Annotated in this window: 13 protein-coding genes; 9 read left to right on the top strand and 4 right to left on the bottom strand. The window is 69.2% G+C overall.

Features of this window, described 5'->3' with window-relative positions; all coding sequences use genetic code 11:
• Positions 1 to 33: 33 nt before the first annotated feature.
• From ACIQOU_RS05920 to ACIQOU_RS05880, 9 genes are all read left to right on the top strand, one after another.
• Positions 34 to 1,215: a MinD/ParA family protein gene (locus ACIQOU_RS05920; protein WP_401534215.1), complete on the top strand. Its 1,182-nt coding sequence runs from the start codon at positions 34 to 36 to the stop codon at positions 1,213 to 1,215.
• Between the two features lie 52 nt (positions 1,216 to 1,267).
• The gene (gene eccCa, locus ACIQOU_RS05915; RefSeq protein ID WP_401534213.1) at positions 1,268 to 5,242 is read left to right on the top strand and encodes a type VII secretion protein EccCa; all 3,975 of its coding nucleotides are present in this window, start codon (positions 1,268 to 1,270) and stop codon (positions 5,240 to 5,242) included.
• A 16-nt stretch (positions 5,243 to 5,258) separates the two neighbouring features.
• Positions 5,259 to 6,677 carry a DUF6177 family protein gene (locus tag ACIQOU_RS05910; protein ID WP_401534211.1) on the top strand — a complete coding sequence of 473 codons (1,419 nt, stop codon included), beginning with the start codon at positions 5,259 to 5,261 and terminating at the stop codon, positions 6,675 to 6,677.
• A 114-nt stretch (positions 6,678 to 6,791) separates the two neighbouring features.
• Positions 6,792 to 7,124 (top strand): hypothetical protein, encoded by a 333-nt coding sequence (locus ACIQOU_RS05905; protein WP_401534209.1) that lies wholly within the window; start codon positions 6,792 to 6,794, stop codon positions 7,122 to 7,124.
• A gap of 42 nt (positions 7,125 to 7,166) precedes the next feature.
• Positions 7,167 to 7,478, top strand: coding sequence for a pore-forming ESAT-6 family protein (locus ACIQOU_RS05900; protein ID WP_401534207.1), 312 nt, complete (start codon positions 7,167 to 7,169; stop codon positions 7,476 to 7,478).
• A gap of 32 nt (positions 7,479 to 7,510) precedes the next feature.
• A complete protein-coding gene (locus ACIQOU_RS05895; RefSeq protein ID WP_401534206.1) occupies positions 7,511 to 7,951 on the top strand; it encodes a DUF6507 family protein in 441 nt (146 codons plus the stop codon).
• Positions 7,948 to 10,410 (top strand): hypothetical protein, encoded by a 2,463-nt coding sequence (locus tag ACIQOU_RS05890; protein WP_401534204.1) that lies wholly within the window; start codon positions 7,948 to 7,950, stop codon positions 10,408 to 10,410. Before ACIQOU_RS05895 ends, ACIQOU_RS05890 begins: the two co-directional genes overlap by 4 nt.
• 21 nt (positions 10,411 to 10,431) lie before the next feature.
• The gene (locus ACIQOU_RS05885) at positions 10,432 to 10,887 is read left to right on the top strand and encodes a hypothetical protein (protein WP_401534203.1); all 456 of its coding nucleotides are present in this window, start codon (positions 10,432 to 10,434) and stop codon (positions 10,885 to 10,887) included.
• A gap of 263 nt (positions 10,888 to 11,150) precedes the next feature.
• A complete protein-coding gene (locus ACIQOU_RS05880) occupies positions 11,151 to 12,017 on the top strand; it encodes a hypothetical protein (RefSeq protein WP_401534201.1) in 867 nt (288 codons plus the stop codon).
• 45 nt (positions 12,018 to 12,062) lie between these two features.
• On the opposite strand, the gene ACIQOU_RS05875 is transcribed toward ACIQOU_RS05880, so the two are convergent.
• The 4 genes from ACIQOU_RS05875 to ACIQOU_RS05860 form a co-directional block, all read right to left on the bottom strand.
• Positions 12,063 to 12,719 carry a hypothetical protein gene (locus ACIQOU_RS05875; RefSeq protein ID WP_401534200.1) on the bottom strand — a complete coding sequence of 219 codons (657 nt, stop codon included), beginning with the start codon at positions 12,717 to 12,719 and terminating at the stop codon, positions 12,063 to 12,065.
• Positions 12,716 to 13,246, bottom strand: coding sequence for a SigE family RNA polymerase sigma factor (locus tag ACIQOU_RS05870; RefSeq protein WP_401534198.1), 531 nt, complete (start codon positions 13,244 to 13,246; stop codon positions 12,716 to 12,718). The genes ACIQOU_RS05875 and ACIQOU_RS05870 overlap by 4 nt, the downstream gene beginning before the upstream one ends.
• Positions 13,247 to 13,292: 46 nt before the next feature.
• The gene (locus tag ACIQOU_RS05865; protein WP_401534197.1) at positions 13,293 to 15,236 is read right to left on the bottom strand and encodes a Xaa-Pro dipeptidyl-peptidase; all 1,944 of its coding nucleotides are present in this window, start codon (positions 15,234 to 15,236) and stop codon (positions 13,293 to 13,295) included.
• Positions 15,237 to 15,356: 120 nt separating this feature from the next.
• Positions 15,357 to 16,232, bottom strand: a complete 876-nt coding sequence (locus ACIQOU_RS05860) for a LysR family transcriptional regulator (protein ID WP_401534196.1) — start codon at positions 16,230 to 16,232, stop codon at positions 15,357 to 15,359.
• Positions 16,233 to 16,533: the final 301 nt, after the last annotated feature.

Below are 16,533 nucleotides of genomic sequence, written 5' to 3'. Positions count from 1 at the left end.
CAGCAGGTCGAAAGAAGAGGGGCAGGGGCAGGAATGCCGAACGGAGACAACTGGCAAGGCGATGTCCTGCGCGATCTCAAGGGCGGAGCACCGCTGCCGAGCCGGGGGCCGGGAGCGGCGGGGCTCCGGCAGCCGGAGTCGCAGGCCGGTGCATCCGCTCCGGGCACCGATGGCACCCCTCTTTCCGGGGCTCCGCCCCAAGACACTCCACCGCAGGCCGCGCCTCCCGCGCACCCGGCCCGACCGGCGGCGTCCCAGGCCCACGTTCCACAGCCACCGGGCCCGACCGTACGTACTCCTGAGTCCCGCCCCGCGATCGACCGGAACCTCGCCAAAACAGCGGGCAAGCCCCGGCACGGTGAGTCTTTCGCCGCCCGCGCCCTACGCACCGTGCGTCGCAACGTCTCCTCGTCCACCGCCCGTGAGGTCGCCGAGGTCACCCGGGTCGCCGAGCTGCTCCAACAGCCCGTGACCACCGGCCGCCAGATCGCCGTCACTTCCATCCGCGGCGGCGCAGGAAAATCCACGGTCGCCGCACTGCTGGGGACCACCTACGCCCACTACCGGCAGGACCCCGTGCTGTTCGTCGAAGCCGACCCGGCCCTCGGCTCGCTGTCGATACGGCTCGGCGCCGAGACTCTGCGCTGGACCACCGGTGACCTCGCGGACATCATCGAGCCCCAGATGTCGCTGCTCGATGTCACCGGCTATCTCGTCCAGCTCCGTGACAACGCCTGGCTGCTGCCCGGCAGCCAGGGCCAGATCGGCGCGATGCTCAGTACCGGCTCCTACGAGCGGGCCATGGTAGCGCTGCGCCGCTACTTCGGCGTGACCGTCGTCGACTGCGAGACGCTGCCTGCCGAAGTCGCCAGGGTCGCGCTGTCCGCCTCCCAGGCCCGCGTCCTCACCGCCCCCGCGACCCTGGAAGGCATCACCAGCACGTACGCGGTCCTCCAGTGGATGCAGGGGCTGCCGCCCCACATGATCACCGGCACAGTCGTCGTCCTCACCCAGCAGACACCGCACCCGGGAATCAACCTCGCCGAGGCGGTCCGCGCCCTCCAGACCACCAGGGCGAGCGTCCACGTCCTGCCGTACGACCGTCATCTGGCGGCCGGCGGCCCACTCCGTACCGAGTTGCTCGCCCACTCGACCAGGAAGACTGCCACCCGGCTGGCCGCCGAGGTCTTCTCGCTGTCCCAGAAGCGCCGTTGACAAAGATGCCTGATCCGACCGTGCCGAACCCGACCGTGAGGGGCGGACGACGATGACCACCCGACTGATCCACCGCCCGGCCAGGACCGTCAGACCCCCGGCCGCACCCGCCGCACGCACCATCGAGGCGCCGCCCAACCTTCCCGAGGGGAAGGCGGGGAACGTCGCGATGTCGTTGCTGCCCGTGGCCGGAGTCATGTCGTCCGTCGTCATGATGACGGTCGTGCGCAACAGCCAGTTCGCGGGGCTGGGCGCCATCATCCTGCTCGTCACCGTCGTCGGCTCGCTCGCATTGGTCTTCTCCCAACGCGGCAAGGCCCAGCGCACCCGCCGTACCCAGCGCGAGGCCTACCTCGCCTACCTGGAGGACCTGCGCGAAGAACTCACCGACGAGGAACGCGCGCGCGGCGAGCACGCCGACGTGCTCAATCCCCCGCCGCACGCGCTGTACGACATCGTCCGCGACCCTGCCCGACTGTGGGAACGGCGGCGAGTCGACGGCGATTTCCTGCGGGTTCGCGCAGGCACCGGTGAGATGCCCGTGCGCGCTCTTCAGATCGGCCAGCAGGGCTCCTCCGTCCTCACCCCGCCCGACCGCTTCATGCTCAACGAAGCGTCGGCACTGACCGCCCGTTTCCGCAACGGAACGGAACTACCGCTCACCGTCCCGCTGGACCGGGTGGGCAACGTCAGCGTCATCGGCCCCCGCGAGGACTGTCTGCGCGTCGCGCGCGCCCTGCTGGTCCAGACCGCAGCCCTGCACGCCCCTGACGACGTGGCGCTCGCTCTGGCCGTGCCCGGCGACCGGCTCCCCGACTGGGAGTGGGCCAAGTGGATGCCACACCTACTCGACACCGAACAGCTCGACGGCCCCGTTGCCGCCCGTCGGATCGCTCCCTCCACACCCCTGCTCGCCCGACAGATCGGTTCCGAACTACGCCGCCGCGCCTCCTACGCCGCCGAGGTACGTCGTGGGCTGTCCGGCAAGGACGCCCTGTCCATGACGTCCCGGCTGCTCGTCGTCGCCGACGGACACCGTGAGGACGCCGTCGAACTACCGCGCCCCGACGAAGCCGTCGGCCTCTCCGAGATGGGCGTCACCGTCCTCCACCTGCTCGAACAGCGGGTGCAGGAACCTGGTCAGGTCAGCGTCCGCATCACCGTCGATGAGGACCGAGTCCTGGTCGAGGATCTGCGCGAGGACGAGCCGATCAGCGCGCGCGGCATCGTGGACGAGGTCGACGTCCCCTTCTCCGAGGGCCTCGCCCGGATGATCGCGCCCCTGCGACTTTCCGCCGAGTCCCTGGTCGACGCACCCTTGTCCGGCCCCGTCGACTTCGCCGACCTTCTCGGTATCGACGACGTGGCCCGGCTGGATCTGGCGCGGCTGTGGGCTCCGCGCGGTGAACGAGCCTTCCTGCGCGTGCCTCTCGGGGTCAACGACTCCCGCGAACCCGTACTGCTGGACCTGAAGGAATCCTCCGAGCTGGGCATGGGCCCGCACGGTCTGTGCGTCGGCGCCACCGGTTCCGGGAAATCCGAGCTGCTTCGCTCCCTTGTCCTCGCCCTGGTCGCCACGCACCCTCCGGAGGACCTCGCCCTGGTCCTCATCGACTACAAGGGCGGCGCGACCTTCGCGCCATTCGCACAACTGCCGCACGTGGCCGGTGTCATCACCAACCTGGAGAACCAGGCTGGTCTCGTCGAGCGCGTCCACGCCTCACTCGCCGGTGAGGTCAAGCGGCGCCAGCAGGTCCTCAAGGACGCGGGCAACGTCGCCGACATCGGGGACTACGCCGCACTGCGTGCCGAACGACGGCTCGACCTGGACCCGCTCCCTCATCTCTTCGTCGTCATCGACGAGTTCGGTGAACTCCTCACCGCCAAGCCCGACTTCATCGACCTGTTCCTGTCCATCGGCCGGATCGGACGCTCCATCGGCGTGCATCTGCTGTTGTCCAGCCAGCGCATCGAGGGCGGCAAGCTCAGGGGGCTGGACACCTATCTCTCGTACCGCCTGGGTCTGCGTACTTTCTCCGCCGATGAGTCCCGCACGGTCCTGGACACCACGGACGCCTTCCACCTTCCTCCGCTGCCCGGCTTCGGCTACCTCAAGGTCGACACCAGCCACTACGAACGTTTCAAGGCCAGCTATGTCTCCGGCGCGTACCGGGGCCCGGTACAGCATGCGGAACAGGAGGACAGCGGCCCTCTCGCCCTTGAGTACGAAGCGTTCAACACCCTCTCCAGGTCCGAGTCCCCCGGCACTCAAGAACCGTCGACCCGACGCCGCGAGACCGGGCCGACCGAACTTGGCGTCGTGGTAGGGCAGTTGGAGAACGCCGCCCCGGCCGTCCGCCGTATCTGGCTGCCCCCGTTGCCCGCCGCGATCTGTCTGGACACGGTCGCGGGACCGCTCGACGTCGGCGTGCGCGGCATGCAGCTCTCCAAGCGGCGCGGTCGCCTCATGGTGCCGCTCGGTCTGCTCGACGACCCGACCCGGCAGTGGCAGGGCGAGTGGTATCTCGACCTCACTGTCGCGGGCGGTCACGCCGCCGTCATCGGCGGCCCCCAGTCCGGCAAGACCACCCTCCTGCGCACCCTGGTTCTCTCTCTCGCGCTGACCCACACCCCGCAGGAGGTCGGCGTCTACGGCCTCGACCTGGTCGGCGGCGGCCTCCAGGCCCTGTCCGGTCTACCGCACGTCGGCGGGATCGCGGGACGTGCCGATCGTGAACGCGCGGCCCGTACCGTCGAGGAGGTACGGAACATGCTCGCGATCCGCGAGGACCTCTTCCGCCTGCACGGCATCGACTCCGTCGAACAACTGCGTACCCTGCACGCGGCCGGCCGGCTTCCCCAACTCGCCTCCGCGGAGATCGTCCTCGTCATAGACGGCTTCGGCGCGCTGCGGGACGACTTCGAGGAACTCGACGATGCCGTCGTCGACATCCTCAAGCGTGGTGGCGGCTACGGCATCCACATCGTCGCGGGCATGCTCCGCTGGAACGACGTCCGAATCGCCACCCAGTCGAACTTCGGCACCCGCGTCGAGTTGCGGCTCAACGACCCCAGCGAGTCCAGCATCGAGCGCAAACTCGCCGAGACACTGTCGGCCGACGAGCCCGGCCGTGTCCTCACCGACCGCAAGCTCTTCGCGCAGGTGGCGCTGCCGCGCACGGACGGACTCAGCGACACCTCCGAGCTGGGTTCAGTCCTGGAGCGCACGGCCCGTACGGTCCGCGCCACGTGGAGCGGAGACGCCGCGCCGCCGGTCCGGGTCCTGCCTCACCTGGTCGAGCCGCACCTGCTGCCGGGCCCGGTCTCCGAGCCCAGCCGGGTGCCGATCGGCCTCGACCAGAACGCGTTGGCGCCCGTCCTCCTCGACCTGTTCCAGCATGACCAGCATCTCCTGGTCCTCGGCGACAGCGAGTGCGGCAAGACGAACCTCCTCAAGACCGTCGCCGACGGCCTCATCGAGCGCTACGGCGAGGACGAGTTGGTCTTCGCCATCATGGACCCGCGTCGCGGCCTGCGTGGGGCAGTACCGGAGGAGTTCAACGGCGGCTACGCGTACAACGCCAAGATGTGTGCGGGTCTGGCCAACGGCATCGCCACCGAGCTGGAGCGGCGGCTTCCCGACGACAGCGCCCGCCTGGAGGACCTTGAGCCCGGCAACTGGGGTGGCGGCCCGCGGATCGTGGTGCTCGTAGACGACTATGACGTGCTGACCACCGCCGGGCAGACACCGCTCCACCCGTTCCTCCCCTATATCCCGTCGGCAGTGGACATCGGCCTGCACTTCGTGCTGACACGCCGCGTCGCGGGTGCCTCGCGCGGAATGTACGAGCCTCTGGTGCAAGGTCTGCGCGAGTCCGGCGCCTCGGCCGTCCTGATGGCGGGCGAGCGGAGCGAGGGCCAGTTGTTCCCGGGGGTGTACGCCTCTCAGCAGCCCGCCGGCCGTGGCGTCCTCGTCCGCAGAGGCCAGTCCAACCGCCTCATCCAGACCGTGTACACCCCCAAGTGAAGGACCGGTCGACCACATGACCAAGGACGTCATAGCCCTCACGCCACGGATGCCCGACCCCTGGAGCGTGCTCGTGGGTCTGTTGTCCGGGGGGCCCGACAAGTTGGTGGACGCTGCGGGCGAAGGGGCCGTCGTGCAGCTCTGCGACCAGGAGGGCAGGCCGCTGGTCTCCATCGAGGCACCGCTGCTCGTGCAGGTCCCCGGCGAGGCCGAGCGGCTGCTCGGCAGCGCGGCGCCGCCGGTTCCCTTCTGGTGGACGGAGGCTCGCGCCACGACCGGTGTCGCGGAGGCCGAGCGGTTGGCAGACACGTTCGCCGCCCGGCTCGCCGCCCTGGCCGGCGGTACCGCCTGGCCCCCGCGGGCCGTACGTTCCGTCGGAGTGGTCGCGTCCGAGGGGGTGAGCGTCGCGCCCGTGCCCGCCGCCGCGCAGCCGGCCGTCGACGTCCTGACCGACAAGGTGGCCGTCGTCATCATGGACCGGCCCGTGATCGCGATGACCGCCTGGCTCTCCGATGCCTTCAGGGCCGTCGCCGCCGCCGAGCGAGGCCTCCAGATCGTCACCCCGGCGGGAACCACACTCTCCGCAGCCGTACGGGACACCCTGCCCGGCTGGCCTTCACGCTGGGTCGTCCAGGACGAACGGGAGGGCTACTACGACGGCCGCTCGGGCGCGGTACTGCGCTGGCAAGAGGGTATGTTCGCGCCGGTGACCTCGCCGGACGCCACCGAGGACGATCCCCACACCCCGGTGGCGGCCTCGTACCAGGAGTTCACGGACACCGGGGAACGACAGCTGGCCGTCACCCTCCGTACGGTCCACCCCGCAGACGAACGGTTGATCCTCGGGGGCGCGCTGGAGGCAGTGTGGCGTGAACTCACCGGTGAGCCCCCGGTCGGCTGGGGCAGCGCGGAGCCCGCCACTCTGCCCTGGTCTCCGGGGCGGCTGACCGACGTCGCGTTCACGCGGGCGCCCGAACCGAGCTGGTTCGTGGTGGTCGGCAGTCCGGAACGCCCTGGCCTCGCGACGGTCCGCGTCAAGCGAACGAAGGCCGGCGTGGAGGAGGAGGTCACGCTCGCGTTCGGCTACGGGGCAGACGAGCAGGTCCCGCGGGACGCGCTGCCGAGAGCGGCGGAGGTGCTCGCCACCCGCCACCGCCTCCAGTCGATGCTTGTGCAACTGCGCAAGGCTCGAAGGGACTTGGCGGTGCCACCACGCTTCGAGGGACCAGGCGTGCCGCTGGCCTTCGTCCTCGGCGCGGAGGAGGTCCACGCCCTGCCGGACGACCGCGCGTGGCGTACTCCTCTGCCGCAACAGCCGCTCAGACTGGGCCCGAAGGCCCGACCGGCCTTGTACTACCCGCTGCCCGGAGACCCCTCGGACCTGTCCGGATGGAGCGACTTCGAGCGGCTCGTGCGACATCTGAAGGGAGCGTGAGGGCCCTACCCTTGTGTCAGGGCTCAGTCACAGAAAGCTAGTTGCCGCTTGCCGCGGCGACATGAGTTGATAAAAAGAGATAGATATCATCAGTCGAGCATGCGGGGGAACGGTATGAAGTTCGACATGGGGACACAGGTTCTGACAAACCTGATGTCAGGGTCGCAGAACTCAAGTACCGACCTGGGGACGCTGATCCAGCAGCTGCTCAACGCGGCGCAGCCGCTGGAGGGCAAGTTCAACGGTCAGGGTAAGGTCGCGTTCGACTCGTTCAAGACTCGGTCGGACGAGATCACGAAGGAACTGAACGCCGCCTTGTCGGCCATCCTGGGTGGCCAGTCGGGCATGGAGCGCGCCTTCGGCTCCGGCGACCTGGAGCAGGGCGACAACGCCCGCACGCAGATGGGAGCGGGGAACTTCGACGCTGCCCGCTTCTCCGGCCGCTGAGCCGCTTTCGAACCTTCAACCACACGGGGAGTGTGATCAGTGATGGCCGGAGACACGGACCGTCGGTCGTACGACACGGGAGCCTCAAGCGAGGCGCAGGGGAACATCCAGGTGGTCATCGGCCAGTTGGAACAGGTGATCACCGCCCGCGACGCGCAGGTGAAAGCCGCCATGTCGGACTTCGCGGCCGACGGTGTGGCCGACGACTACCACGCCAAGGAACTGCGCTGGCAGAACGCATCGCAAGAGGTGAAGAACATCATCCACCTGCTGCGGACGACGTTGGAGAAGAACGACGCGACGGCGCACCACACGCTCACACGGGCGAAGTCCGCGGTCGACGACATCGGCTGATCCAGCCGGCTCGCAGGGTTTACGGGGGAGTTATGACGTCGTGGGACATCAAACCGCAGGGTGTGCAGGGCCAGCTGAGGCTCACGGGTGAGCGGGCGGGCGACCTGGAGAAGGCTCTGAGGACGTTGATGACGCACGTGTCGGAGGCGGCGTACGCGGCCGGTACGGCAGTGCCGGGGTCGGCAGCAGCGCTGCCGACACCCACCATGCAGGGTCCGGTGCCGACCGGGCAGGTGCCGTTGTCGCAAAGGGGCTCGACAGGTCCCGTGGGCGCGGCGCTCAGCCAGTATCTGGAGAAGCGTCAGACGGACCTCAAGGCCATGGGGGAACGGATTCAGGCCGCGTTGCTGGGCGCGGCGAAGGCGACGAACGAGTATGTCGAGGGCGACTTGACCGCGGCGAAGCACGCCCAGGACGCGGCCAAGAACATGCGACTGGACCAGCTGAGGGATGCGGCGGGGGGCGACAAGTGAGCAACGCACCGGTCAACCCCGCCGAAGTACCCGTGTTCACCGGGCAGTTGTCCGTGCTGGACGAGAAGGTGAAGTCACTGTCGGGCGACGGCGGCGCGCTCGCGGACGCGGGCTCGTCCGTGCACACGACGTTCGGGGGGATGTCGGCGTACTACCAGGCCCCCGAGGCGGAGCAACTCTTCGCGGTGACGAAGCCGGTCGTGGACATCACGCTCTCGTTCAGCTCCGACATGTGCACCATCGGGGGCGCGCTGGGCACGTACGCGAACGAGATCCGCCCGCTGGTGAAGCAATTGGAGACGCTGAAGGCCGAGGCGGAGTCGTTCCAGGCGAAGGTCGCCGACGACGAGAAGTGGAACGAGGACGGGGATCTCGTCGATGAGAACCTCGACCGGCGCAACAAGATCGCCGAGGTGTGGTCCCAGTTCCAGGCCGCCGAGCGGCACGCGCACGACACGATCGTGGCACTGGTGGGCGGCACACCGCTGAAGGTCGACGACGGCTCTCACGGCGATGGCATGTATGGATACGACGCCGAGGCCCTGAAGCATTCCAAGAGCCTGCCATGGGGTGAGGCGGTCGAGGAATCGGTCCCGTGGTGGCAGGTGTGGGAGCACGCGTACGACTTCGGCAAGGGATTCTTCGTCGATGGTGGGTGGGCCACCATCAAAGGACTGGGCACCCTTGTCGGGTTCGACGGCTGGGACGCGGCCGGGCAAGCCTGGATGGGCCTCGCGAAACTCGCGACGGGCCTGGTGATCACATCCGTTCCGGGTGCCGGAGCGGCATTCTGGATGGCTGACGACGAAGAACTGCCGTCCTGGCTCCGTGATTCCCGTACAGCGATGAAGGAGACCGGCAAGGCGCTGGTGGCCTGGGATCAGTGGGGTACGAACCCCTCCCGTGCGGCGGGTGCGGTCACGTTCAACGTCCTGACCACCGTGTTCACCGGCGGCACGGGCGGTGCGGTGTCCGGGGCGGGCAAAGCCGGCGTGGTGGCCAAGGCTCTCTCGTTCGCGAGCAAGGCCGGCCGCGCGATCGACCCCATGACCTACGTGTTCAAGGGTGCCGGCGCCGGCCTCTCGAAGATCGGCGATGTCATGGCCGGCCTCAAGGACTTGGGCAACTTCGAGATACCGAAGATCAATGAGGGTGCGTTCAGCCTGCCGGAGGGCGCTCTCAAGCTGCCGGACGGAACGGTCCGGTTGCCCGAGGGCTCTGCGGTTCCGGACGGGGCGATCAAACTCGGCGACGGCACCATCGCGCTGCCCAAGGGCACCATCACCTTGCCCGCCGGTACGGTCAAGCTGCCCTTCGACGACAGCCCCGCGAAGTACATGGACCCCAAGGGCAACCTCTACAAGGAGGACGGCAGCGTCTACCAGCGCGCCGAGAATGCTCCCAAGGTCGAACTCCGCGAACTGGCAAGCGTGGGCGGCCGCACGGGCGACGACGTGATCCGAGTGGGCAGCGACATCTCCGACCCGGCCCGCACCGCCGACAACCTGCCCGAAACCCGTCCCGGCAAGATACCCGGGGACGACGTGGGCCACCACACGCCCAGCAACGCCCTGGACAACACCGCCCAGGGCAGCCACAGCAACACTCCGGCCAGAGGCGGGCAGGCGGACGCTCCGTCGCACGCAGGCCACACCGACGGCCCTGCCAGAGGCGGCGGTTCCCACGCGAACGGCACGGGCGGCCACCACAACGAGTCGTCGTCCGGTAGGAGCAGCAATCATCCCGGAGTCCCCGGCAGAAACGGACTGGACGACGCGGCGCACGCCGGCAACGACGGTTCCCGGGGGAAGGTAGACAGCGATCACGATTCCAACCCCGCGACTGAGCATGGCGCGACCGATCACGACGGTAATAACTCTCACGAAGCACCCGATTCGCCCACGGAACAGGCAGGCCACTCGGCTGACCCCCACCAGCACGGCCATTCCAACCTCGACACCCAGCACACCCCCCGTGAGCTTCCGCCGGGCAGGGCGGAGCGTACCCTTCGTGAGATGCGCGCCATGCGCCACGGACGAGATCGGTACAAGGGGGCGGAGGACTTTCTCCGCGAAATGATGGGGGGTTCGCCGGAACGGCACTATCCCGTGCCGACCCATGACCACCCCTATTACCCTGTAGAGACGCCAGGTGGGCGCCACGTCGATGTTCCGGTGGATATGCCGGACGGTCGCACGCTCGCAATGGAAGTGAAGCACTACCTTGAATGGCGAACAATCACGCTCAAGGATGGCTCCACTCGAGTCGTGAAGGGCGAGGTCCCTCTGAGTAGCGGCCTGATTCAGCAGATCAACAAGGATCTGGCCCTCCGTCGAATGGACCCGAATTTCGATCCGCGCTGGGTCTTCCTGCACGCTCCCCCGTCAGAGGCCTTGAGGAACTATCTCATCCAGGCTCGAATAATTTTCGTCGAGTACGGGCCTGCCCCAAAAAAGTAGCGTCAATGAAAGGATCAAGGCGTGAGCAAGGCGAGCGAAGCGAATCTTCAAGAATGGATTGAAGGTGGACGCCGGAACATTATCGACGTGGCTGACATGCTCGGAGTGGATTCTGAGATCTATACCCGCGATCCAATGAGCCTTATCCCAGCTCTTCAGGATTATGTTTCACGTGCCCCGTTGGGTGAATTTGAAGAATCAGACTGGATCACTCTGCATGCCGATCTGATGTCCTACGTCGCCGATTATCTTATTCAGAGGCATGGAGCACAATGGGGAATCGCAGAAGATCCCAGCACGCCCCGCGGGTATCGATATGTCATCGAGGCGATGGGGAAGGATTCTCTCACCCGGCGCATTGACCCAGCCGATGTAGTGCGAAAGGAATTCTCCAACCTTCCGATCGATATTACCCGGATGCTGGCCAGCGCGGAACTCACCCTTCGCCTAACATCGCACCCCGGCGAAGACGAATAACACCCCGGCAGCTCCCGGACTCCGATGCCGACGTCAAGATCTTCGTCGCCGACACAAAAACAGCCCGGCACTCGGGACCTGTATCCGCCCGGCGCCAGCTTCATGCCAGAAGGACGGTCTTGATCGCCAGTACACCCGTCGCGCGATGGTCGTGGGGAGAGAGTGGGCATCGGACCGATCTGGTGCGGGAGGCCGTTCGGAGGTTTTCTCTGGCGCTCGGAGTGCTCGACCGGTATCGCCTCGGAACTCCGCATGGTGGGCGCGTGAGCGTAGTGGTTCCCGAACCGGGTCGCCGGAGCGTGCTCGTACGGGCGGACTTCCCTGTCGGCGCGCTGGTCTCGGATGCCGGGGCCGCCGAAGCGCTGGTGGCGCGGGTCAAGGGACGTCTCGCCGACGGTGAGATCGGTGGGGTGGAACTGTTCGCGTCGTGCGACGGCGTCGTGGAGACCGGTACCGGCGCGGTCCCGGTGGAAGGGATGTTCGCGCTCACCGTCGAAGTGTCCGAGGGTTTCTTCCAGGTGGGGCTGACGACGTTCTCCGATGCCTGGATGCCGTTCGATCTTCGGGGGCGCGAACAGGAAGCGGTGTTCACCGCGAACCGCCCGCGACTGGCCTCGGCCCTGGCAGAGATTTCCCGGCTTCTCGACGTGGAGATCGATCCGGAGGACGCGACCTGGTTCGCAGTCGCGACAGAATCTGGGGCCGAGAACCACTTCGAGGACGATGACGGCACCCCGTCCGACGTATGGGGGCGCTTCGAGATTCCCTATCGAAACGGCGTCTTCAGTCAGACCCCGAAGTTCACGGCTGGGTACGGACGACAGACCTCCGGTCCGGTGCGGTATGTGCCGGTTCTCGGTGAAGACGGGACGCTGGGATACCTGTGGGCCTCGGACACCGACGGCGCGGCCAGCTTCGAGGCGCGCGACGCTGCGGATCTGGACGCCTATCGGGCCGGTCTGGTCTGGCTGGACCGCTTGCAGCAGGCGTACGACCGAGGCCTGCTGCCCAGTGCCGCACTGACCGAGCTGAGGGAGTATCCGGGTGACCTCGTGTCGGGGCAGCCGGATGCGGCCGAGCCGGTCGAAGTGGACGAGTTCTGGAAACTCCGGGAACTGGCCCAGTCCTGACCGGGACGGCCCGGACAGCCGACGGGTGAAAGCCTCAGCCCCGCCTCAACCGCTCACGTTCCTCGTTGTCAGGATCTCCGTGGCTTCCTCGATCAGGGTCGGGGACGGGGTGTTGAGGCAGGCGTAGCCGGTGCGGGGGGTCTGGGGGGCGTCGGTCGTGCGGGGGACGCGGATCAGTTCCTGGGTGCCGCCCGCTCGGTGGCACCAGGTCTCCAGGTGGTCCAGGCGGCGGACCGCGACGCGGGGGGAGCCGGGCTCGGCCTGGGTGTAGAGGACCAGGGCTCCGCCCCGGGGGATCTGGCTGAGGGGGGACGTGGTGGCCTTCGGGCGGTACGTGGCCACCACGGCCGTTCCCGGTTCGGCGTTCGGGAGCGGCTCGCTGTGCCAGCCGGCGGGGCGGGGTGCGGGGGCGTCGGAGAGGGGGAGGTCGGTGAAGCCCGGTGGGGCCCAGGAGGCCGTGGGCGTCGCCGTGGTGCTGTTCCCGGCCCGGGGTGAGAGGAGCGTGTGTGCGGTGATGGCGCCCAGCACCGTCAGCGCCGCCGCGCTCGTCAGGGCGATCCGGCGGCGCCGCCGGGCCCGTACGCGGTGCCGGATCTCGCGGATGCGGCCGGGGTGGGTGCCCGAGGGGGTGATCCGGGCCAGCATGACCCGCAGCGCCTCCTCGCCCTCGGGTTCTTCCCTGTCCTCACGCGGGTGTGTCACGGCTGGTCACCGACCTCCAATAGGTGCTGCGCCGGACCGAGGTGCCGGCGCAGCATCCCCAGGGCCTTGGCGGCCTGGCTCTTGACCGTGCCGGGACGGCAGCCCAGCAGGTGTGCGGTCTCCTCGACGCTGAGGTCCTCGAAGTAGCGCAGGACGACGACGGCCCGTTGCCTCGGTGGCAGCCGCCGGATGGCGCCGGCCAGCGACTGTTCCAGGTCGACGTCGGCGAAGACGTCCCGGGCCCCGGTGGCGTCCGGCAGTTCGCGGGTGGGCGTCTCGCCCCGCCAGCGCCGGCGCCACCAGGAGGCGTGGGTGTTGATCAGCGCTCGGCGGGTGTACGCCTCGGGGTTGTCGCCCGCGATCCGGGACCACTTGGGCCACACCTTGGCCAGCACCGTCTGGAGCAGGTCCTCGGCCGCGTGGGCGTCGCCCGTCAGCAGCCACGCCGACCGGTAGAGACGGTCTCCGCGAGCGGCGACGAACTCCTCGAAACTCCACTCGGTGTCCGCCGTCTCCACCTGCTCCACGCCGCTCTGCCCTCGCCGTCGTCCTGGGTCCGCCACACCCGGGGAACTACGTGGCGGGCCAGTTCGGTTGCCCGACCACCGGCAGCCGCAGCGAGGTGTGCGCCAGATCGAGGGTGATCGTCGGCCGTTCGGCGCCATGGTAGAGGAGGCTCTTGCCGCTGCCCGCGACGACCAGGGCCAGCCGGTGGCCCGCCGGGACGACATGGTCGGTGCTGCCGAGCGTGAGCGTCAGCTCGTACGGCTTGCCCGGGGTGAGCGGCTGGACCTTCGTGGCGGAGTCGGCGGTGCCGAGCGCGGCCCAGCCCCGGCTGAGGACGGTGCTGGTGACGTGGGTGGTGTCGGCCACCGTTTTCTGGTAACAGGCGCTGTCCTGCGCGGTGTTGGCCCCCCAGCAGTTCTTCGTGGTGAGCGTGGAGATGCCGAGGTTCTCGGAGCGGTAGTCGCGGACGGTGGCCGGGCCGAGGTCGACCAGGATCGCCGTGAGGTTCGCGGACGTGGTCGTCGCGGTGGCGGTGACCGTGACCCGCGCGGCCCCGGAGACGCGCACCGGTTTCGCCAACGTCCCGGTGACGAAGCCCGACTTCGCCTTGGTCGGCTCGTCGACGTGCGCGGCCCAGTCGGCCTCGCTCACCTCCGGGTCGTCGGTGAACGTCGCGGTGCCGTCCCCGGCGTCGGTGCCGAGGGTGCCCACCCCGGCCTCTGTGCCCCGGCCGGGGTCGAGGGTGGTGGTCGCCGTGGACTTGGGTGGCCAGACGGCGTCCGTGGTCCAGTGGTCCGGGGTGCGTTCGATGTCGGCCATCGGGGCGCGGTCGATGCCGTTGTCGTAGCCGAGGAGGGCGTGGTCGAACCACTGGTGCAGGGTGTCGACCCAGGCGCCGCGCCGGTAGTCGAAGGGGTCGACGTGCCCGGTCTGGGAGAGCCAGATCTTGCGCGCGACGCCGTTCTTGGCGAGCGCGTCCCACCAGGCGCCGAACTCCTTGGTGCGGACGGTGAGATCGTTCAGCCCGTGGGCGATGAAGACGCTGGCCCTGACCTTGTCGGCGTGCGCGAGGTAGTCCCGTTCGGCCCACATCGGGGACCAGTCGCCGGACTTGGCGGCCGCGTCGCCGAGGGGCCGGTTGACGGCGGAGCAGCGGACGCCTGCGGCGTCGGTCTCGACGGTGCGGATCAGCGCGGCGGGCGTGGGCGCGCTGCCGGCCAGCAGGGCGCCCTGGGAGAAGTAGGCGTCGTACCAGGTGGAGATGGAGCTGATCGGGACGATCGTCTTGAGGCCTTCGACGCCGGTGGCGGCGACCCCGTTGGCGATGCTGCCGTCCCAGCTCTTGCCGATCATGCCGGTGGCGCCGTCGGTCCAGGTGGCCTGGGCGGGTGTGGTGCCGGTGTGGGTGGTGTAGGCGTGGGCGCGGCCGTTCAGCCAGTCGACGACGGTCTTCGTGGACTGGATGTCGACGGGTCCGCCGGCGTCCGTGCAGCCGTCGGAGCGGCCGGTGCCGGGGAGGTCGACGGCGACGAAGGCGTAGCCGCGCGGGACGAAGTAGTTGTCGTAGAAGAGCGGGAAGCCGGTCGGTCGTCCGTCGGCGTCGTAGGTCTTCTTCTGCTGTTCGTTGCCGCGTCCGCAGCAGGAGTAGTAAGGGCTGGCCTCCATGATGACCGGTATCTTCCGGCCCTGGTCGGCGGGTTCGCGCGGGCGCACGATGTCGACGGCGACCCGGTCCTTCGTGCCGTCGCCGTCGCTGTCGAGGCCGGCGTCGACCCAGACGGTCTCCCGGACGGCCTTCGCGTACGAGTAGACCGGCGTGCTCTCGCCGGACCGCCCGGCCGAACCCTTCGTCGCCGAGCCCTTCGTCGCCGAGGCCGCCGCGACCGGGTCCGGGTCGCCCGGGCCCGCCGAGCCGCTCGGGGAGGAACAGCCGGTCAGCAGGATCGCGACGGCGAGCAGGGCGATGGTCGCGAGCGGCTTGCGGGGGCGGCGTTGGCGAGGTGATGCCACAGAGGTGTTGGGATGCACGCACGGGTAACCGCCTGGCCCCCGCCGGAGGTTGCCCCGTCCAGGAAACTCCTCCCGCGCGGCCGGGCGGAACGGCTCGGGGCGCGTGGCACGAGGGCGGGGTCAGCCCGCCCGGTGTTCCTCGGCGCCCGCGCCCAGCAGTTCCCGTACCGCGGTGAACGTCGCCTCCACGGTCGCCGGGTCCGCGCCCCTGCGGGCCAGCGCGCTCATCGGGATGGGGGTGACGGCGGGCAGGTCGGCGTAGGGGCTGAGGCCGTCGGGGGCCGGGCCGACGGAGGCGAGCAGGGCGACGCCCTGGCCGGTGCGGGCGATGTCGAGGACGCCCGCGAGATAGCCCGCGTCGCCGACGACCGTCGCGGGCACGTTGTGCGCGGCGAGCGTCGCGATGGCCCGGCGGCGGATCGCGCACGGGTCCTCGACGGCGATCAACGGCACCGGCGCGGGCGCGGCCGGGCGCCGCCAGCCGGGCGTGGCGTGCCAGGTCAGCGGGAGTCCGCCGACGGGGGTGCCCTCGGTGGCGGCGGCCTCGGTGACGTACACGGCGACGTCGACGCTGCCCCGTTCCACGGCCTCCACCAGCCGGGCGGAGCGGTCGATGCGGTACCGGACCCGGCAGCCGGGCCTGGCCTGGAGCACGGCGGCAGTCAGCCGGGGCAGGAACTGGTCGGCGGCGTGCTCGGTGGAGCCGATGGTGACGGTGTCGACATCGACGTCGAGCAGAGTACGAACGGCTTCGTCGTGGACGGCGAGGATGCGGCGGGCCTGTTCGAGGAGCAGCCGCCCGGCGGGCGTGAACCGCGTGCCGCGGCCCTCGCGCTCGACGACGGGCTGGCCGAGCGTCTTCTCCAGTCGGCGGACATGCTGGCTGACCGCGGACTGGCTCAGGGCGAGCGCCTCGGCGGCCCGGTGGAAGCCGCCCCGGTCGGCGATCGCGGTCAGGCTGCGCAGGGCCACGAGGTCGAGCACGGGTTGGGGCATGTCGGCGACGGTAGCCGCTTCGCCGATCGATCGCGAGAGCTGATCGGTTTCGATGCGGAAACATCGTTGGACGGTGTCGGTGGTGGCCGGTCATGATGGACGCATGTTGCCCGCGACCGCATCTGCTGCCCTTCTGACGCAGCGCCGAGTCATCGACTTCGGCGTGGCGTGCAGCGCGCGCTGTCGCTGAACCCTTCCGCCGTCCGCACGGCGACCTTCCCCCTTTCCGGCCCGGCGCGCTCGCGCCGTCCGGCCGCCTGCCCGCCCCACTGATCGCCGCGCACAAACGGATCACTGGTCG

The organism is Streptomyces sp. NPDC091279, from assembly GCF_044757465.1.
In the GTDB taxonomy this organism is placed as follows: Bacteria; Actinomycetota; Actinomycetes; order Streptomycetales; family Streptomycetaceae; genus Streptomyces.
The sequence above is the reverse complement of the archived record's forward strand: the minus strand, read 5'-3'. Positions and strand labels throughout refer to the sequence as shown.